Origin of the sequence: Pseudideonella sakaiensis (genome assembly GCF_048320135.1) — a bacterium.
In the GTDB taxonomy this organism is placed as follows: domain Bacteria; phylum Pseudomonadota; class Gammaproteobacteria; order Burkholderiales; family Burkholderiaceae_C; genus Ideonella_A; species Ideonella_A sakaiensis_A.
This window is the reverse complement of sequence record NZ_CP182947.1, coordinates 2,870,260-2,887,344: the sequence shown is the minus strand read 5'-3', so window position 1 is coordinate 2,887,344 and position 17,085 is coordinate 2,870,260. Positions and strand designations below refer to the sequence as shown.

Annotated in this window: 19 protein-coding genes; 17 read left to right on the top strand and 2 right to left on the bottom strand. The window is 65.9% G+C overall.

Going from position 1 to position 17,085, the window contains the following annotated elements; genetic code table 11:
- Window positions 1–118: 118 nt before the first annotated feature.
- Genes ACNH6H_RS13085 through ACNH6H_RS13050 form a run of 8 tightly spaced genes read left to right on the top strand, consistent with a single transcriptional unit; the run spans window position 119 to window position 7,063 of the window.
- Window positions 119–511: a hypothetical protein gene (locus ACNH6H_RS13085; RefSeq protein WP_418318241.1), complete on the top strand. Its 393-nt coding sequence runs from the start codon at window positions 119–121 to the stop codon at window positions 509–511.
- Between the two features lie 3 nt (window positions 512–514).
- Window positions 515–1,837: an NAD(P)/FAD-dependent oxidoreductase gene (locus ACNH6H_RS13080; protein WP_418318239.1), complete on the top strand. Its 1,323-nt coding sequence runs from the start codon at window positions 515–517 to the stop codon at window positions 1,835–1,837.
- A 5-nt stretch (window positions 1,838–1,842) separates the two neighbouring features.
- Window positions 1,843–2,658: a DUF1365 domain-containing protein gene (locus ACNH6H_RS13075; RefSeq protein ID WP_418321305.1), complete on the top strand. Its 816-nt coding sequence runs from the start codon at window positions 1,843–1,845 to the stop codon at window positions 2,656–2,658.
- A gap of 16 nt (window positions 2,659–2,674) precedes the next feature.
- Window positions 2,675–3,907 (top strand): class I SAM-dependent methyltransferase, encoded by a 1,233-nt coding sequence (locus ACNH6H_RS13070; protein ID WP_418318238.1) that lies wholly within the window; start codon window positions 2,675–2,677, stop codon window positions 3,905–3,907.
- Window positions 3,904–4,494: a chalcone isomerase family protein gene (locus ACNH6H_RS13065; protein ID WP_418318237.1), complete on the top strand. Its 591-nt coding sequence runs from the start codon at window positions 3,904–3,906 to the stop codon at window positions 4,492–4,494. The genes ACNH6H_RS13070 and ACNH6H_RS13065 overlap by 4 nt, the downstream gene beginning before the upstream one ends.
- Complete coding sequence (locus ACNH6H_RS13060; protein WP_418318235.1) at window positions 4,494–5,822, top strand: MFS transporter; 1,329 nt, start codon at window positions 4,494–4,496, stop codon at window positions 5,820–5,822. Before ACNH6H_RS13065 ends, ACNH6H_RS13060 begins: the two co-directional genes overlap by 1 nt.
- 9 nt (window positions 5,823–5,831) lie before the next feature.
- Window positions 5,832–6,605: an SDR family NAD(P)-dependent oxidoreductase gene (locus ACNH6H_RS13055; protein WP_418318233.1), complete on the top strand. Its 774-nt coding sequence runs from the start codon at window positions 5,832–5,834 to the stop codon at window positions 6,603–6,605.
- Complete coding sequence (locus tag ACNH6H_RS13050) at window positions 6,602–7,063, top strand: nuclear transport factor 2 family protein (protein WP_418318231.1); 462 nt, start codon at window positions 6,602–6,604, stop codon at window positions 7,061–7,063. Before ACNH6H_RS13055 ends, ACNH6H_RS13050 begins: the two co-directional genes overlap by 4 nt.
- Window position 7,064: 1 nt before the next feature.
- Here ACNH6H_RS13050 and corA read toward each other — a convergent pair whose 3' ends face one another.
- Complete coding sequence (gene corA, locus ACNH6H_RS13045) at window positions 7,065–8,024, bottom strand: magnesium/cobalt transporter CorA (protein ID WP_418318229.1); 960 nt, start codon at window positions 8,022–8,024, stop codon at window positions 7,065–7,067.
- A gap of 305 nt (window positions 8,025–8,329) precedes the next feature.
- On the opposite strand from corA, the gene hpf reads away from it, so the two are divergent.
- The 3 genes from hpf (at window position 8,330) to hprK (ending at window position 10,431) form a co-directional block, all read left to right on the top strand.
- On the top strand, window positions 8,330–8,671 hold the full coding sequence (hpf, locus tag ACNH6H_RS13040) for a ribosome hibernation-promoting factor, HPF/YfiA family (RefSeq protein WP_418318228.1): 342 nt from the start codon (window positions 8,330–8,332) through the stop codon (window positions 8,669–8,671).
- Window positions 8,672–8,945: 274 nt separating this feature from the next.
- Window positions 8,946–9,416 carry a PTS sugar transporter subunit IIA gene (locus ACNH6H_RS13035; RefSeq protein ID WP_418321303.1) on the top strand — a complete coding sequence of 157 codons (471 nt, stop codon included), beginning with the start codon at window positions 8,946–8,948 and terminating at the stop codon, window positions 9,414–9,416.
- A 55-nt stretch (window positions 9,417–9,471) separates the two neighbouring features.
- Window positions 9,472–10,431: an HPr(Ser) kinase/phosphatase gene (gene hprK, locus ACNH6H_RS13030; RefSeq protein ID WP_418318227.1), complete on the top strand. Its 960-nt coding sequence runs from the start codon at window positions 9,472–9,474 to the stop codon at window positions 10,429–10,431.
- A 163-nt stretch (window positions 10,432–10,594) separates the two neighbouring features.
- Here the strand turns inward: hprK and fur are convergent, their stop codons facing one another.
- Window positions 10,595–11,026 (bottom strand): ferric iron uptake transcriptional regulator, encoded by a 432-nt coding sequence (gene fur / locus ACNH6H_RS13025; protein ID WP_418318225.1) that lies wholly within the window; start codon window positions 11,024–11,026, stop codon window positions 10,595–10,597.
- Window positions 11,027–11,206: 180 nt separating this feature from the next.
- Here fur and ACNH6H_RS13020 point away from each other — a divergent pair, with 180 nt between their 5' ends.
- The 6 genes from ACNH6H_RS13020 to lptE all read left to right on the top strand — a co-directional run bounded on the left by ACNH6H_RS13020 (window position 11,207) and on the right by lptE (window position 17,079).
- Complete coding sequence (locus tag ACNH6H_RS13020) at window positions 11,207–11,767, top strand: outer membrane protein assembly factor BamE (protein WP_418318224.1); 561 nt, start codon at window positions 11,207–11,209, stop codon at window positions 11,765–11,767.
- 4 nt (window positions 11,768–11,771) lie between these two features.
- Window positions 11,772–12,668, top strand: a complete 897-nt coding sequence (dapB, locus tag ACNH6H_RS13015; protein ID WP_418318223.1) for a 4-hydroxy-tetrahydrodipicolinate reductase — start codon at window positions 11,772–11,774, stop codon at window positions 12,666–12,668.
- Window positions 12,669–12,693: 25 nt separating this feature from the next.
- Window positions 12,694–13,368 (top strand): MotA/TolQ/ExbB proton channel family protein, encoded by a 675-nt coding sequence (locus ACNH6H_RS13010; RefSeq protein ID WP_418318222.1) that lies wholly within the window; start codon window positions 12,694–12,696, stop codon window positions 13,366–13,368.
- Between the two features lie 18 nt (window positions 13,369–13,386).
- Window positions 13,387–13,818: an ExbD/TolR family protein gene (locus tag ACNH6H_RS13005; RefSeq protein ID WP_418318221.1), complete on the top strand. Its 432-nt coding sequence runs from the start codon at window positions 13,387–13,389 to the stop codon at window positions 13,816–13,818.
- A gap of 79 nt (window positions 13,819–13,897) precedes the next feature.
- Entirely contained in the window at window positions 13,898–16,561 is a 2,664-nt protein-coding gene (gene leuS, locus ACNH6H_RS13000; protein ID WP_418318219.1) for a leucine--tRNA ligase, read from the top strand.
- Entirely contained in the window at window positions 16,561–17,079 is a 519-nt protein-coding gene (gene lptE / locus ACNH6H_RS12995; protein WP_418318218.1) for an LPS assembly lipoprotein LptE, read from the top strand. Before leuS ends, lptE begins: the two co-directional genes overlap by 1 nt.
- The last annotated feature ends 6 nt before the right edge of the window (window positions 17,080–17,085 follow it).

Sequence of the window (17,085 nt, the reverse complement as noted above, 5' to 3'; positions counted from 1 at the left end):
GCCGGCGGGCGGGCAAAGGTCGGAAAACTGGGATTCGTCCATGACAGACATCAATATAGGGCGAGCACAGAGGCCCCTCGGCCGGCGGGGAGCTGGACAGTACGACCATGGCTGCCGCATGGTTTTTCGAGTCGAGCATCATACCGATGGGTTACATTGCAAACTCATTAGTCGCAAATCGAACGAATCGATTCGTTTCAGAGCCATCATGCACCGTATCCCGTCGATCGCAAAAATTTGTAAAACGGCCGCCGCAGACAGGGCCGGGCCGGAACTCGCGGCCGCGCGAGTCATCGAAACAGGCGTCGGTCGACGCAGTGCGCAACAAGCGCCGATCGGTTCAACGGTTTTTCTGTTGCACAGCCTGACGGTTCGCCGGGCTGAAATCCCGCAGCGCTTCTCCTCCTCCTCCCTCCCTCCCTCGTTCGCTGCGGGGCGCTGTGCAACAGCTTGTATGCAGCCGCAAGGCGGGCAGAACGCCCGCCTTGCCGGCGCTGCGGTCGGGGGCTGAGCGATGCGCCGCATCGCCGTCGTCGGTTCCGGCATCTCCGGCTTGTCGGTCGCCTACCACCTTGCTGCCCACCCGGAACTCGCACAGGTCACGCTGTTCGAGGCCGGCGACTATTTCGGTGGCCACACCCACACCGTCGATGTCGAGGTCGACACCCCCGATGGCCGGCGCCGGCATGGCGTCGATACCGGTTTTCTGGTCTTCAATGAGCGGACCTACCCGCGGCTGATCGACTTGTTCGCGAAGCTGCAGGTCGAGACTGCCGAATCGGAGATGTCGTTTTCGGTCAAGCTGCCGGACGCCGACCTGGAGTGGAGCGGATCGAACCTGGACACCGTGTTTGCGCAGCGCCGCAACCTGCTGCGCCCGGCCTTCCTGCGCATGCTCGGCGAAGTGGTTCGCTTCAACCGGCTGTGCACCGGGCTCGCCGACGCTTGTGAAGAAGCCGCGCTGCAGCAACCGATCGGCGATTTTCTCGACCAGCATCGCTTCGGCAGCGAATTCCGCAGCTGGTATTTCCTGCCGATGATCGGCTGCATCTGGTCATGCCCGACCGAGCAGATGCTGCGCTTCCCGGTCGCGACGATGATCCGCTTCTGCCACAACCATGGCCTGCTGCAGATCGCAAATCGGCCGCGCTGGTTCACGGTGCGTGGTGGCGCGCGCAACTATGTCGAACGCATGCTCGCGGTGATCGACGATGCGCGGCTGAATACGCCAGTGCGCGCCATCCGCCGCCTGCCCGGTGCCGGCGGGTTCGGCAGCGGCGGCGTCTTGCTCGCGACCGACCACGGCAGCGAACGCTTCGACGATGTCGTGCTGGCCTGCCACAGCGACCAGTCGCTGGCGATGCTCGCCGATCCGACCGAGCGCGAGCAATCGGTGCTCGGCGCGATCCGCTACCACCCGAACCGCGCGGTTTTGCACACCGATTTTTCGCTTTTGCCGAATCGCCGTCGCGCCTGGGCGGCGTGGAACTATGAACACGTGGCCGGTCGCGGCGACGGCGCGGTCTGTCTGCACTACCTGATCAACCGCCTGCAGCCGCTGCCGTTCGAGCAGCCGGTGCTGGTTTCGCTGAATCCACTGCGCGAACCGCGCAGCGACCTCGTGCAGGGCAGCTTCGACTATGCCCATCCGGTATTCGACCAGGCCGCGATCGCGGCGCAGCGCCGGGTGCCGGAAATCCAGGGCATCGCCCGCACCTGGTATTGCGGCGCCTGGACGCGCTACGGCTTCCACGAGGACGGCCTGATGTCCGGGCTCGGCGTCGTCGACGGGCTGCTGCAGCAACTGCACTCCGGTATCGAGCGGGAGGCGGCGTGACGACGCTGCGCAACGCTACGGCCCGCCACGCCGCCGAAGCGCAGCTCGGCATCGGCGTGGTCCGCCATGCGCGGCTGCGCCCGGTGGCCCATCGTTTCGCCTACCCGACCTATTTCCTGATGCTGCCGATGCGCAGCCTCGCCGAGCAACCCGCGCCGGCGTTGCGCCGCAACCGCTTCGGACTGCTGTCGTTCCACGACCGTGACCATGGCGACGGCCGCGCCGACAGCCTGCAATGGCTGACCGAGCTGCTGCAACACGAAGGTGTCAGCGATGCCGATGGCGAAATCTGGCTGCACTGTTATCCGCGTGTGCTCGGGCTGGTGTTCAAGCCGGTCAGCTTCTGGTACTGCCACCGCGCCGACGGCACATTGGCGGCGATCGTCGTCGAAGTCAACAACACCTTCGGCGAGCGCCACTGCTACCTGCTCGATGGCCGCTCCGGTGCGCCGATCGGCTACGGCCGCGAGCTGCAGGCGGACAAGGTCTTCCATGTCTCGCCGTTCTGCCGGATCGATGGCAGCTACCGCTTCCGCTTCATGCGCACCGATCTCGCTGGCGCCGAGTCGCAGCAACGACACGGCCACCGCACCGTGGCGCGCATCGACCATGTCGACGCCGACGGCCCGCTGCTGCTGACCAGCGTCAGCGGCGAACTCGCGCCGCTGAGTGCTGCGCGCATCCGTCACGCCTTCTTCAGCGTACCTTGGATGACGCTGGGCGTGATCGTCCACATCCACTGGCAGGCGCTGCGCCTGTGGCTGAAGCGCATTCCGTTTGTCCGCAAACCCGACCTGCCGGCCAATTTCGTATCCCGTTGATCCGAGCCGATTCCCGATGAACATTCAATCAAGCACCCATCCCCGCCTGCCGTACGTCGACCTGCCGCCAACGGCACCGCCGGCTGCGCGCGCCGTCTTCGGCCTGCTGAAGCAAGTGCGCAACGGCCACATGAGCGTCCACCTGCCCGACGGCAACACGATGTCGTTCGGCACGCCGGCCGACGGCGCGCCGAATGCGGCGATCCGGCTGCACAACTGGAATGTCTGCACCGCGGTGATGAAATCGGGCGACATCGGCCTGGCCGAGACCTACATCGACGGCGACTGGAGCACTCCGGACCTGCCGGCGCTGCTGACGCTGTTCGTCGGCAACCGGGACCAGCTCGAGACGGTCGTCTATGGCACCTGGTGGGGTTCGCTGCTGTACCGGCTGAAGCATCTGTTCAACCGCAATTCGCGGCGCGGCAGCAAGAAGAATATCCACGCCCACTACGACCTCGGCAACGAGTTCTATCGCCTGTGGCTCGATCCGACGATGAACTACAGCAGCGGCTGGTTCGACGGCGATCAGTCACAGCCGCTGGCCGATGCGCAGCGGGCGAAGATGCGGCGGGCGCTGCGCGAAGCCGGCGTCGGCCCCGGCAAGCGGCTGCTCGAAATCGGCTGCGGCTGGGGCGCACTGGCCGAATGTGCGGCCGCCGAGTTCGGCGCCAGCGTCAGCGGCGTCACGCTGTCGAGCGAGCAATTGCAATGGGCCACCGGGCGGCTGCGCGACGCCGGGCTGCAGGGCGACCTGCGCTACCAGGATTACCGCGATATCGACGACGGTCCTTACGACGCCATCGCGTCGATCGAGATGTTCGAAGCGGTCGGCCGCGAATATTGGCCGAGCTTCTTCGAGACGATCAACCGGCAGCTGAAGCCGGGCGGCAAGGCCTGCATCCAGAGCATCACGATCCGCGACGACCTGTTCGACCGCTATGTCGACTCGACCGATTTCATCCAGCAGTACATCTTCCCCGGCGGGCTGCTGCCGAGCCCGAGTGAATTCCGCCGCGCTGCCGAACGCGCCGGCCTGAAGGTCGTCAACGAACTCGATTTCGGCCAGGACTATGCGCTGACGCTGAAACGCTGGCGGGTCGCCTTCCAGCAGCGCGACGCCGAGGTGCAGCGGCTCGGCTTCGACCGCCGCTTCATGCGGATCTGGGAGTTCTACCTGGTCTATTGCGAGGCGGCGTTTGCGATGCGCAATACCAGCGTGATGCAGTTCACGCTGCAGCGGGCATGAGTCTGGAGCCGACACCGCGCATCGCGTTGCCAGCGCGGCAACGACGCCGGCTGCTGCTGGCCGCTGCGACGGCACCGCTGCTGCTGCTCGCGCGGCCGGCCTACGCATTTGGAGGCAGTCCACCACAGGAGGTGGTTGAACACCTCGCGCAGGCGCGGCTGCAGGGCAGCGGCCGGCTGCGCTTTTTCGGCCTGCATGTCTACGATGCGCGGCTGTGGGTCGGCGCCGGCTTTCGCGCCGACGCCTATGACCGCAGCGCACTGGCGCTGGAGCTCGAATATGCGCGCAGCTTCGACGGCAGCGCGATCGCCGAGCGTTCGCTGGTCGAGATGAAGAATCTGGCGCCGATCGACGATGGCCGCGCGCTCGCCTGGCGCGACGAGCTGGCCAGAATCCTTCCCGACGTCAAGCCGGGCGACCGCATCACCGGCATCGCATTGCCCGGCGATTCGACGCGTTTCTACCTGAACGGCAAGCCGATCGGCGCGCTGCGGGATGCACAGTTCACGCGGCTGTTTTTCGGCATCTGGCTGTCGCCGCGCACCTCCGAACCCGGGCTGCGCAGCAGCCTGATCGGCCGCAGCTGATGTCGACAACGCCCGATCCGGCCCGACGCTCCGCCGACCCGATTGCCGGGCGATGGGCCGGGCTCGCCTACGGCGGGCTCGGCCTGCCGCTGGCGTTTGTTGCGTTGCCGCTGTATGTGGTGCTGCCCAACCACTATGCCGAGGTATTCGGCGTGCCGCTGGCCTGGCTTGGCGCGGTGCTGCTCGCTGCCCGGCTGCTCGACGCCTTTGCCGATCCGCTGATCGGGCGCTGGGTCGACCGCCTGTTCACGCGCAGCGCGAATTCGGCCTGGACGGTCGCGACCGCGGCCGCCGCAGTGATGTCGGCCGGTTTTGCCGCCTTGTTTTTTCCGCCCGCGGTGCTGCGCGACGGCAACGCCGGATTGCTCGTCTGGTGCGCGGTGGTGCTGGCGCTGACCTATCTCGCCTTCAGCATCGTCAGCGTCGTCCACCAGTCATGGGGCGCGCGCCTCGGCGGCGACGAGACGCAGCGCGCCCGCATCGTCGCCTGGCGCGAGGCACCGGCGCTGGCCGGTGTGCTGATCGCCAGCGTGTTGCCGGCGCTGGCCGGGCTCGGCACGACCAGCATCGTCTTCGCGCTGCTGATCGGCGCCGGCATGATCGGCCTTTTGCGTGCACCGCAGCCGCGATCCGGACCCTTGCTGTCGGCCGACGCGGCGCCGCGCCTTGGCCTGCCATTCGCGAACCCGGCGTTCCGGCGCCTGCTTGCGATCTTCCTGTTGAACGGCATCGCCAGCGCGATCCCGGCGACGCTGGTGCTGTTTTTCATCCGCGACCGGCTGCAGGCGCCGGCCTTCGAGCCGCTGTTCCTGGCCAGTTATTTCGCCGCCGGCGGATTGTCGATTCCGCTGTGGGTGCGTATGGTCCGCCGCTTCGGCCTCGCCCGCAGCTGGCTGGCGAGCATGCTGCTGGCGATCGTCGCCTTTTCGTGGGCGGCGACGCTCGGCGCCGGCGATGTCGTCGCCTACACCATCGTCTGCATCGGCAGCGGCCTGGCGCTCGGCGCCGATCTGACATTGCCGGGCGCGATGCTGGCCGGCGTGATCCGGCACGCCGGCCACGGCGACCGTGCCGAAGGCGCCTATTTCGGCTGGTGGAACTTCGCGATCAAGCTGAACCTCGCGCTGGCAGCCGGTCTCGCGCTGCCGCTGCTGCAGGCCTTCGGCTACGCGCCGGGCAGCAACGATGCGCAGGCGCTGGTTGCATTGACCGGCGCCTACAGCCTGCTGCCGTGCGCACTGAAACTGCTGGCCGCCGCGGTGTTGTGGCGGATCTGGATCCATCCACGGATGCTGGTCGGCGTCGATGCCGATCCGCGCACCACCTGAGCCTGCCGCATGTCATTGAATCCACCGATCACCAACTGGTCCGGCAAGGTCGTCTGGCTGGTCGGCGCGTCCAGCGGCATCGGCCGCGCAACCGCCGAGCGCCTGCACGCCCAAGGTGCGAAGGTCGTTGTTTCGGCACGCAATGCGGCCGGGCTGCGCGCTTTCGAACAGCAGTTTGCCGGCAGCTTCGGGGTGGCGGTCGACGTCACCGACCACGCGGCGATGAAGCAGGCGGTGCGGCAGATCCTCGGCCGCTTCGGCCGCATCGACCTGGCGATTTATTGCGCCGGCTATTACAAGGCGATGCGCGCGGTCGAGTTCGACCTTGCGACCGCATTGCGCCACGACGATGTCAACTACCGAGGCGCGCTGCACATGCTCGATGTGATCCTGCCGGTGCTGCGGCGCCAGCGTGGCGGCCACCTGAGCCTGGTCTCGAGCGTCGCCGGTTATCGCGGGCTGCCGCAGGGCCTGGCCTATGGGCCGACCAAGGCGGCGCTGATCAATCTGGCGGAGACGCTGTACATGGACCTGAAGCCGCTCGGGATCGGCGTCTCGCTGATCAACCCGGGTTTTGTCGAGACGCCGCTGACCGAGCAGAACGACTTCAAGATGCCCGCCTTGATCACCGCCGATCGTGCCGCCACCGAGATCCTCGACGGCTGGGCGGCCGGCCGCTTCGAGATCCATTTTCCGAAACGTTTCACGCTCTGGCTGCAAGCCTTGCGCCACCTCAGCGACGGCCTCTATTTCCGCGCGGTGCGCCGCGCGACGAAGCTGTGAACCGGGCGGCTGACGCGACGCCGCGCGACATCGCCGACCCCCGTGTTGCCGCGATCGTCGCGTGGTTCGAGCAGTTCAGCGCCGCCGACCTGAGGTTGATCGATCGGTACTACGCAACCGACGCACGGTTCAAGGATCCGTTCAACGATGTAACCGGCATCGATGCGATCACCGCGGTCTACCGGCACATGTTCGAGACGCTCGAACAGCCGCGCTTCGTCATCAACGACGTGATCGTGCAGCGCGACCAATGCTTTATCGGCTGGGATTTCGAATTCCGGCTGCGCCGTCTCGGCAACACACCGCAGACGATCCGCGGCGCCAGCCACCTGCGCCTGGATGCCAGTGGCCTGATCACGGTGCACCGCGACTACTGGGATGCGGCCGAAGAGCTGTACGAAAAGATCCCGCTGCTCGGCAGCCTGATGCGCTGGCTCAGGCGCCGCGCGTCGGCCTGAATCACAACCAGCCCTTGCGGCGGAAATACCAGAACGGGCCGGCGATGCTGGCGACCATCAGCGAAATCGCGAACGGATAACCATAGCGCCATTGCAGTTCGGGCATGGCCTGGAAATTCATGCCGTAGACGCTGGCGATCAGCGTCGGCGGCAGCAGCGCGACGCTGGCGACCGAAAACAGCTTGATGATCTTGTTCTGGTTGATGTTGATGAAACCGACCGTCGCATCCATCAGGAAGTTGATCTTGTCGAACAGGAATGCGGTGTGGCTGTCGAGCGAATCGATATCGCGCAGGATCTGCCGTGATTCCTCGAACTGCTCGGCATTGAGCATGCGCGAGCGCATCATGAAGCTGAGCGCGCGGCGGGTATCCATCACGTTGCGCCGGATCCGGCCGTTCAGGTCTTCCTCGCGGGCGATCTCGGCCAGCACCGCCGCTGCATCGGTATCGGTGATTTCCTTCTTCAGCACCTGCGCGCTGACCTTCTCGAGGCTGACGTAGATGCCTTCGAGCGCGTCGGCCGAATATTCGGCATCGGCGTCGTACAGTTTCAGCAGCAAGTCCTTCGCATCCTCGATCATCGCCGGCGTGCGCCGGGCGCGCAGCCGCAGCAGACGGAATACCGGCAGGTCCTCGCCGTGGATCGAGAACAGGATGTTGTCGTGCAGGATGAAGGCGACCCGCACATTGCGCGGCGTGCGGTCGTCGTCGATCAGGAAGTCGCTGCGGATGTGCAGCTCGCCGTTGTCTTCCTCGTAGAACCGCGCCGATTCCTCGAGGTCGTCATCGACCGCATCGGCCGGGATCGTCAATCCGAAGCGCCGGGTGACCCAGTCCTTTTCGTCGGCGGTGGGCAATTCCAGATCGACCCAGACCGGCTTCGATGCGGTGACGAACTCCGGGCCATCGATCTCTTCCTGGAACAGCCGTCCATTGGCCAGTGAGAAGATGTTCAGCATGCAAACTCCAGCAGGGCGGCGCTGCCGTGCAGGCCGCGGGCCGGTTCGAGGCGCTCCGGATACAGGCACCAGAAAAGGTCCACCGGCGGATTATCACATCGGCCCAACGGCGTTTTCGGGGGCCCGAAATGGCGCCGGAACTTCGGCTTGCTCCGCTTGTCACACCAAGGCAATCGGTGCACACTGATTTGCACGATGGTCGGCTCCTCCCGACGTCCGGCGGCTCCTGGCGGCCGCGTTCTTTCGATCGGCTCCACCCGCCGCGGCCCGGCGCCGCCCCCCCACCCCACGAGAAAGGAGTCTCCATGAACTTGACGATCAGCGGGCATCACCTTGACGTAACGCCTGCGCTTCGTGAGTACGTACTAACCAAACTGGAGCGAATCACCCGCCATTTCGATCAGGTCGTGGACATCAACGTCTTGTTGTCAGTCGAGAAGCTGAAGGAGAAGGAACGCCGGCAGAAGGCCGAAGTAACCATCCACGTCAAGGGCAAGGACATCTTTGCCGAACAGGCACACGAGGATTTGTATGCGGCCATCGACCAGCTGATGGACAAGCTGGACCGCCAGGTCGTCCGTCACAAGGACAAGCTGCAGGATCACCATCACACCTCGGTCAAGCGGATCGACGCCAGCGCCGCTTGATGACGCACCGCCGCCGGACCCGTGCGGTCCGGCCGGCCCCCGAATCCGTCTTGCATCCCTCTCCCCGCTTCGCTGACCCCGCAACAATCGTGCGCAGGAATACGCACCCGAGCAGGGTTTCACGCAACGCAACTTGCTGCCGCGCAATAGCAGGTGCAAAATCCGCCCCCCAAGTCGCCGTGATCCGGGTTCGGGTCACGACTTTTACAAACCGCCCTACGGGCATTTCCAGCGGTCCTGTCAACGCCTGGGCGTCTGCCACCGCTATCTGTACATGAACCGTCTCGCTGCCATCCTGCCCGCCAGCAATGTGCTCGTGGATGTCGACGCCACGAGCAAGAAGCGAGCATTCGAACATGCCGGCCTGTTGTTCGAGAACCAGCACTCGATCGCCAGAGCAACCGTCACCGACAACCTGTTTGCCCGCGAGCGGCTCGGCTCGACCGGTCTTGGTCATGCCGTTGCGATCCCCCACGGGCGAATCAAGGGGCTGAAAAACCCGCTCGCCGCAGTGTTGCGCGTGCAGCATCCGATTCCGTTCGATGCGCCCGACGACGAGGCGGTCAGCCTGCTGATCTTCCTGCTGGTTCCGGAAGCGGCCACCCAGCGCCACCTCGAGATCCTGTCCGAGATTGCCGAGATGCTCAGCGACCGCGAACTGCGCGAGCGTCTGAAAAGCGAAGACACGGCGGCCAAGGTTCACGAACTGATCTCCAACTGGGAGCCACTGAAGTCAGTGGCCTGACTGGCCTGCTGCCGGGCGCTGATAATCCCGTTATCGAAGCCGACCGCAGCAGCCGTTGAAACCGACCGTCATCAGCGCCGAGGCGCTGTTCGAAGCCCACAGTGCAACCCTGCACTGGCAGTGGATTGCCGGCCATGCGCACCCGGAACGCCACTTCGACGAAGCCGCGGTGCGCAATGCGCAGTCGGCCGCCGACCTGGTCGGCTACCTCAATTACATCCATCCGTACCGGGTGCAGATCGTCGGCCGACGCGAGGTCGCCTATCTGAGCATCAGCGAGCCTGAGGACCAGGAGCGGCGGATCCAGCGCATCGTCACGCTCGAGCCGCCGGTGGTCATCGTCGCCGATGACCAGCAGCCGCCGGAGCGCCTGGTTGCCTTGTGCGATCGCGCCGAGATCCCGCTGTTCGTGACCTCCGAGTCGGCCGGCCAGGTGATCGACGTCGTGCGCAGCCACCTCGCGCAGCATTTTGCCGAGCGCACGACGCGCCATGGCGTATTCATGGACATCCTCGGCCTCGGCGTGCTGGTGACCGGTGAATCGGGTCTCGGCAAAAGCGAACTCGGCCTCGAACTGATCTCGCGCGGCCATGGCCTGGTCGCCGACGATGCGGTCGACCTGTACCGGGTCTCGCAACAGTCGCTCGAAGGGCGTTGCCCCGAACTGCTGATGAACCTGCTCGAAGTGCGCGGCATCGGTCTGCTCGACATCAAGGCGATTTTCGGCGAGACCGCGGTGCGGCGGAAGATGCGGCTGAAGCTGATCGTCCACCTGGTGCGCAAGGAGACGATGGAACGCGATTTCGAGCGCCTGCCGTACGAACCGCTGTACGAAGACATCCTCGATGTGCCGGTCCGCAAGGCGGTGATCGCCGTCGACGCCGGCCGCAACCTCGCGGTGCTGGTCGAGGCGGCGGTGCGCAACACCATCCTGCAGCTGCGCGGCATCGACACCTACCAGGAATTCATCACCCGCCACCAGCAGGCGATGGCGCGCAACGATCCGGCGAAATAGCCTACGTCAACCCGTCAACCGCCGTGCTGGCACCCTGCCGGCGAGATCCGCCCCACAGAGCAACACTCGGTTTCATCAAGCGGGCAACCGAGGATCCGGCTTTGCCGGTCCTCCGGTTGCGCCCCCTTGAGGGGGAGCGCCGAAGGCGCAACGGGGGTGGGCCTTATTTCCCGCGGTACTCGCAATCCTTCTTCGTGCACGCCGCGTACAGCGCCAGCGCGTGGTCCTGCAATTCGAAGCCGCGCGAGAGGGCAATCGCCTTCTGCCGCTTTTCGATCTCCGGATCAAAAAACTCCTCGACCCGGCCACAATCCATGCAGACCAGGTGGTCGTGGTGTTTGCCTTCGTTCAGTTCGAACACCGCCTTGCCGGTCTCGAAATGGTTGCGTGTCAGGATGCCCGCCTGCTCGAACTGCATCAGCACCCGGTAGACGGTCGCGAGCCCGACATCGGCGCCTTCGGTCAGCAGCATCTTGTAGACATCTTCGGCAGTCAGGTGACGCACCGCACTGCGCTGGAAAACCTCGAGGATCTTGATCCGCGGCAGCGTGGCTTTGAGCCCGCTGCTTTTCAATTCGTCGGCATGGTTGTTCATGGTGGCTCACCTGCTGCCCGTTGACGCGCGGCAAGGTCCGTGCCGGTGGCGCCTCGGCCGCCCGTGCTGCCGGAGAATGACGCCTGCCCTCGCCCGCTAGAATCGATGATGATATCTGGCTGGCAAGGCCGCCGTGAGGCAGGCCATGTCCGCACCATGCCTTTCCTCTGCACACGTGCCATGACCGACTCCCTCAGCCAGCGCCCCCCTGTATCGGCCGCCCGGGCCGCTGCCATCATCGCGGCCTTGCTGGTGCTTGGCGGCTGCTCGTCGTTCGCGAGCAAGGACAAGCTGCTCGGCCTCGTGACGCCGTACAAGGTCGAGGTCGTGCAGGGCAACGTGATCACGAAGGAGCAGGTGGCGATGATCAAGCCGGGGCTGACCCGGTCGCAGGTCCGCGACATCCTCGGCTCGCCGCTGCTGACCGACGTCTTCCACACCGACCGCTGGGACTACATCTTCACGATCCGGCGCCAGGGCGCCGCGCCGCAGCGCCGCCAGGTGACGGTTCATTTCGAAGGCGATGCGCTGAAATCGATCGAGGCTCCGGAACTGCCCGCCGAACGCGAATTCGTCGCGTCGATCGATACCAAGAAGGCGGCCAAGGCGCCGCCGCTGGTGCTGAGCGAGGAGCAGCTGAAGCGGCTGCCGGCGCCGAAACCGGCGGCAGCGGCGCCGGGGGCAACGGCACAACCGACCACCGAGCCGAACCGCAGCTATCCGCCGCTCGAGCCGCAGTGATCCGATGACGAACAGCACCGCCACCGATCAGCCACAGTCCGCCGCCAGTGCGGAGGCCGAAGCCGAGGCATCGACGCGGGCCGCAATCGAGCGCGCCGAGTCGCTGCGCATCGCGGTGGCCGGCGCGTCCGGGCGGATGGGCCGGATGCTGATCGAAGCGGTCGAGCAGGCCGATGACATGACCTTGGCCGGCGCGCTCGACGTCGCCGGCAGCGCGGCGATCGGCGACGATGCCGGCGCCTTTCTCGGCAAGCGCCTCGGCGTGACGATCACCTCCGATCTCGACGCTGCGCTGCAAGGCGCCGACGTGCTGATCGATTTCACGCGGCCCGAAGGCACGCTGGCGCACCTCGCGGCCTGCCGCCGCCACGGCGTGAAGGCGGTGATCGGCACGACCGGCTTCAGTGCCGAGCAGAAGGCGGAGATCGCCGGCCATGCCGATCATCTGGCGATCGTGATGGCGCCGAACATGAGCGTGGGCATCAACGTCGTGCTGAAGCTGCTCGAGATGGCGGCCCGCGCCCTCGACCGCGGCTACGACATCGAGGTGATCGAGGCGCATCACCGGCACAAGGTCGACGCGCCGAGCGGCACCGCGCTGCAGATGGGCGAAGTCGTTGCAAAGGCGCTCGGCCGCGATCTCGACGACTGCGGCGTGTTCGCGCGCCACGGCGTGACCGGCGAACGCGAGCCGTCGACGATCGGTTTTTCGACGATCCGCGGCGGCGACATCGTCGGCGACCACACGGTGCTGTTTGCCGGCACCGGCGAACGCATCGAGATCACGCACAAGAGCTCGAGCCGCAGCACCTATGCGCAGGGCAGCCTGCGGGCGGCGCGCTTCCTGGCCGGCAAGCGGCAGGGCCTGTTCGACATGAACGCCGTGCTCGACCTCGGCTGAGCCGCGCGCCGGACAGGTCTCGACGATGGACGGCCTGCAGCTGATCTGGGAGCAGGGCGACGGCGTCACGCGCGCGGTGGCGCTGCTGCTGCTGCTGATGTCGATCAGCGCCTGGGTGCTGATCTTCTGGAAATCGTGGCTGCTGCGCCGCGTGAGAAGCGATATCGGCCGGGCCGTGCCGGCCTTCTGGGCGGCCAGCGATCTCGATTCGGCACGCGCGCAGCTGGTCGCCTTCGACCGCCAGCAGGTGTTGCTGCCGTTGCTCGATGCGGCGACCGTGCAGGCCGCCGGGTCGACGCTCGAAGCCCATGGGCAACTCGCATCGCAGCTGACGCGCCGACTTCGCGATAGCCTGCACGATGTGCTCGCACAGCTGCAATATGGCCAGGTGCTGCTCGCATCGATCGGCAGCACCGCGCCGTTCATCGGCCTGTTCGGCACCGTCTGGGGGATTTATCACGCGCTGCTGACGATCTCGGCGGCCGGCGGCATCACCGTCGAACGCATCGCCGGCCCGGTCGGCGAGGCGTTGGTGATGACGGCAGCCGGCCTCGCGGTGGCGATTCCGGCGGTGCTCGCGTACAACATCTTCGGCAAGCGGGTCAATGCCTGCGAGGCCGAACTCGAAGGTTTTGCCTTCGACCTGCGCGAGATGCGGCTGGATACCGCGGCAACGCCGCCGGCCGGCGACCTGCGCTGAAGCACCGCGCGCCTCCCCATGCCATTCGGTCGCCTCGAACGCCGCAACCTGCCGGGGCCGATGAGCGACATCAACATGACGCCGTTGATCGACGTGATGCTGGTGCTGCTGGTGATCTTCATGATCACCGCGCCGCTGATGGCATCGAGCCTGAAGCTCGATTTGCCGAGCAGCGAAGGCGCATCGCCCACTGAGGTGCCGCGGTTCATCAGCGTCGCGATCGACGACAGCGGCAAGTGGTTTCTCGGCGATGAAGCGGTCGATGCGCCGGCGCTGCGGGCACGGATCGCCGAAATCGCCAGCCAGGATCCGCAGACCGAGGTGCAGCTTCGCGCCGACAAGACCGCGCCTTATGGCCAGGTGGCGGCGCTGATCGGCGAGGTGCAGCTCGGCGGCCTGTCGCGGATTGCGCTGGTCGCCGAACCGGCCGCCGCTGCCGCGGCCGACTGACGACGCAGCTGCAGCCTGCGGCCGGGCCGCCCGGTTTCTATAATCCGCCCTCTTCCAGCCCGCACGCCGGCGCCACCCCATGAGCCCAGAATTCAAACCGACCGAGATCGAGCGCGCGGCCCAGTCCGCGTGGTCCGCTGCCGATGCCTACCGGGTATCGGAAGACGCGATCGATCACAGCGGCAAGCCCAAGTCCAAGTTCTACGCCTGCTCGATGCTGCCGTATCCGAGTGGCAAGCTGCACATGGGCCATGTGCGCAACTACACGATCAACGACATGTTGACGCGCCAGTTGCGGATGAAGGGCCGCAACGTGCTGATGCCGATGGGCTGGGATGCCTTCGGTCTGCCGGCCGAAAACGCGGCAATGAAAAACAAGGTGCCGCCGGCGAAGTGGACCTACGACAACATCGCGCACATGAAGTCGCAGATGCAGGCAATGGGCCTGGCGATCGACTGGAGCCGCGAGATCGCGACCTGCTCGCCCGACTACTACCGCTGGAACCAGTGGCTGTTCCTGAAGATGCTCGACGCCGGCATTGCCGAACGCCGCACGCAGGTCGTCAACTGGGACCCGGTCGACCAGACCGTGCTGGCCAATGAACAGGTGATCGACGGCCGCGGCTGGCGCAGCGGCGCCGAGATCGAGAAACGCGAGATCCCCGGCTATTACCTGAAGATCACGCAATATGCCGAGGAACTGCTCGAGCATGTGCAGCAGCATCTGCCCGGCTGGCCGGAGCGGGTGCGGCTGATGCAGGAAAACTGGATCGGCCGCAGCGAAGGCGTTCGTTTCGCCTTCACGCACTCGATCTGCGATGCCGACGGCAAGCCGATCCAGGATGGCCGGATGTATGTCTTCACGACGCGCGCCGACACGATCATGGGCGTGACCTTCTGCGCCGTCGCGCCCGAGCACCCGCTGGCGCTGCACGCGGCGCAGTCGCAGCCCGACGTCGCGGCCTTCATCGAGTCGTGCAAGGCCGGCGGCACCACCGAGGCGGAGCTGGCGACGCAGGAGAAGAAGGGCGTTCGCACCAACCTGGTCGTGACCCATCCGCTGAGCGGCGAGGAGGTCGAGGTCTGGGTCGGCAACTATGTGCTGATGAGTTATGGCGACGGCGCGGTGATGGGCGTGCCGGCACACGACGAACGCGATTTCGAGTTCGCGAAGAAATACGGCATCGCGATCACCCAGGTGATCCACATCGACGGCCTGCACTACGACTACGAACGCTGGCACGACTGGTATGCCGACAAGCAGTCGGGCATCACGATCAATTCCGACATCTACAGCGGCCTGTCGTACCGCGACGCGGTCGATGCGATTGCGCAGGCCTTGCACGGCAAGGGGCTCGGCGAGAAAAAGACGACCTGGCGGCTGCGCGACTGGGGCATCAGCCGGCAGCGCTATTGGGGCACGCCGATTCCGATCATCCACTGCGACGAGCATGGCGCGGTGCCGGTACCCGAGAAGGACCTGCCGGTCGTGCTGCCGGAAGACCTGATTCCGGACGGCAGCGGCAACCCGCTGAACAAGTGCGAGTCGTTCATCCACGCGGCATGCCCAGTCTGCGGCAAGCCGTCGCGGCGCGAGACCGACACGATGGACACCTTCGTCGATTCGTCGTGGTATTTCATGCGCTACTGCAATGCGCAGCCGACGGCCGGCAGTCGCGCCGATGCGATGACCGATGCCCGCGTCGACTACTGGATGCCGGTCGACCAGTACATTGGCGGCATCGAGCATGCGATCCTGCACCTGCTGTATGCGCGGTTCTGGACCAAGGTGATGCGCGACCTGAAGCTGGTCCAGGTCGACGAGCCGTTCAGCCGTCTGCTGACGCAGGGCATGGTGCTGAACGAGGCGTTCTCGCGCAGCCACCCCGGAGGCGGCAAGGACTACCACTGGGCGCACGATCTCGAGATCGCGCGCGACGAACATGCCCATGTGTTGTCGGCGGTGCTGCGCGCCGACGGCCAGCCGGTCGATTACGAAGGCTGGACGACGATGTCGAAGTCGAAGAACAACGGCGTCGACCCGCAGCAGCTGATCGACAAGTTCGGCGCCGATACCGCCCGCCTGTTCGTGATGTTCGCATCGCCGCCGGAGCAGACGCTGGAATGGAACGATGCCGGCGTCGAAGGTGCGCATCGCTTCCTGCGCCGGGTCTGGAATTTTGCGGTCAAGCATGAGACGTCACTGAAATCGACGCTGCCGCGCAGCGCCAGCCAGTCGGCGAACCTGCGTGCACTGCGCTTCGAGATCCACACCGTGCTGCGCCAGATCAGCTACGACTACGAACGGATGCAATACAACACCGTCGTGTCCGGCGCGATGAAGATGCTCAATGCGCTCGAGGCATTCAAGGCCGAGGCCGACGAGCAGACCGCTGCGGTGCTGCGCGAATCCTTCGGCATCCTGTTGCGTTGCCTCTATCCAGCCTGTCCGCACACCACCTGGACCTTGTGGCAGCAACTCGGTTATGTGCACAGCGCCGGTGACCTGCTCGACGCGGCCTGGCCGGAGGTCGACGACAACGCGCTGGTGCAGGACGAAGTCGAGCTGATGCTGCAGGTCAACGGCAAGCTGCGCGGCGCGATCCGGGTCGCCGCCGGCGCCGACAAGTCGACGATCGAGGCGGCTGCGCTGGCAAGTCCGGATTTCGCGAAGTTCTCCGAAGGCAAACGTCCGAAGAAGCTGATCATCGTTCCTGGCCGGCTGGTCAACGTCGTCGTCTGATGAGACTTGCTGGCAGGCCGCTGCGGCCCAACCGTCGACTGCTGCTGGGCAGCCTGCTGGCCGCGTCGCTCGCCGGCTGCGGCTTTCAACTGCGGCGCGCGCCGGAGATGCGCTTCCGCACCGTGATGCTGCGCGGTTTTGCCGAGCGATCGCCATTGGCCGAGGAGCTGCGCGCCAACATCGATGCGAGCAGCACGACGCGGGTCGTCGAGACACTCGGCCAGGCCGATGTCGTGCTGGAAGCACTGACCGAGGCCCGCGAGCGCAGTGTCGTCGCCAGCAGCGGTGCCGGCCAGGTGCGCGAGCTGCAGCTGCGGCTGCGCTTCAGCTTCCAGCTCAGCACCCCGTCGGGCCGCGTGCTGCTGCCGCCGCGTCAACTGCTGCTGAGCCGCGACATGAGCTACAGCGAAACGATCGCGCTGGCGAAGGAGCAGGAAGAGGCCGCGCTGTTCCGTGCAATGCAAAGCGATATCGTTGCGCAGGTGATGCGCCGGCTGGCGTCGGTCAACGACCTCTGAACCGGT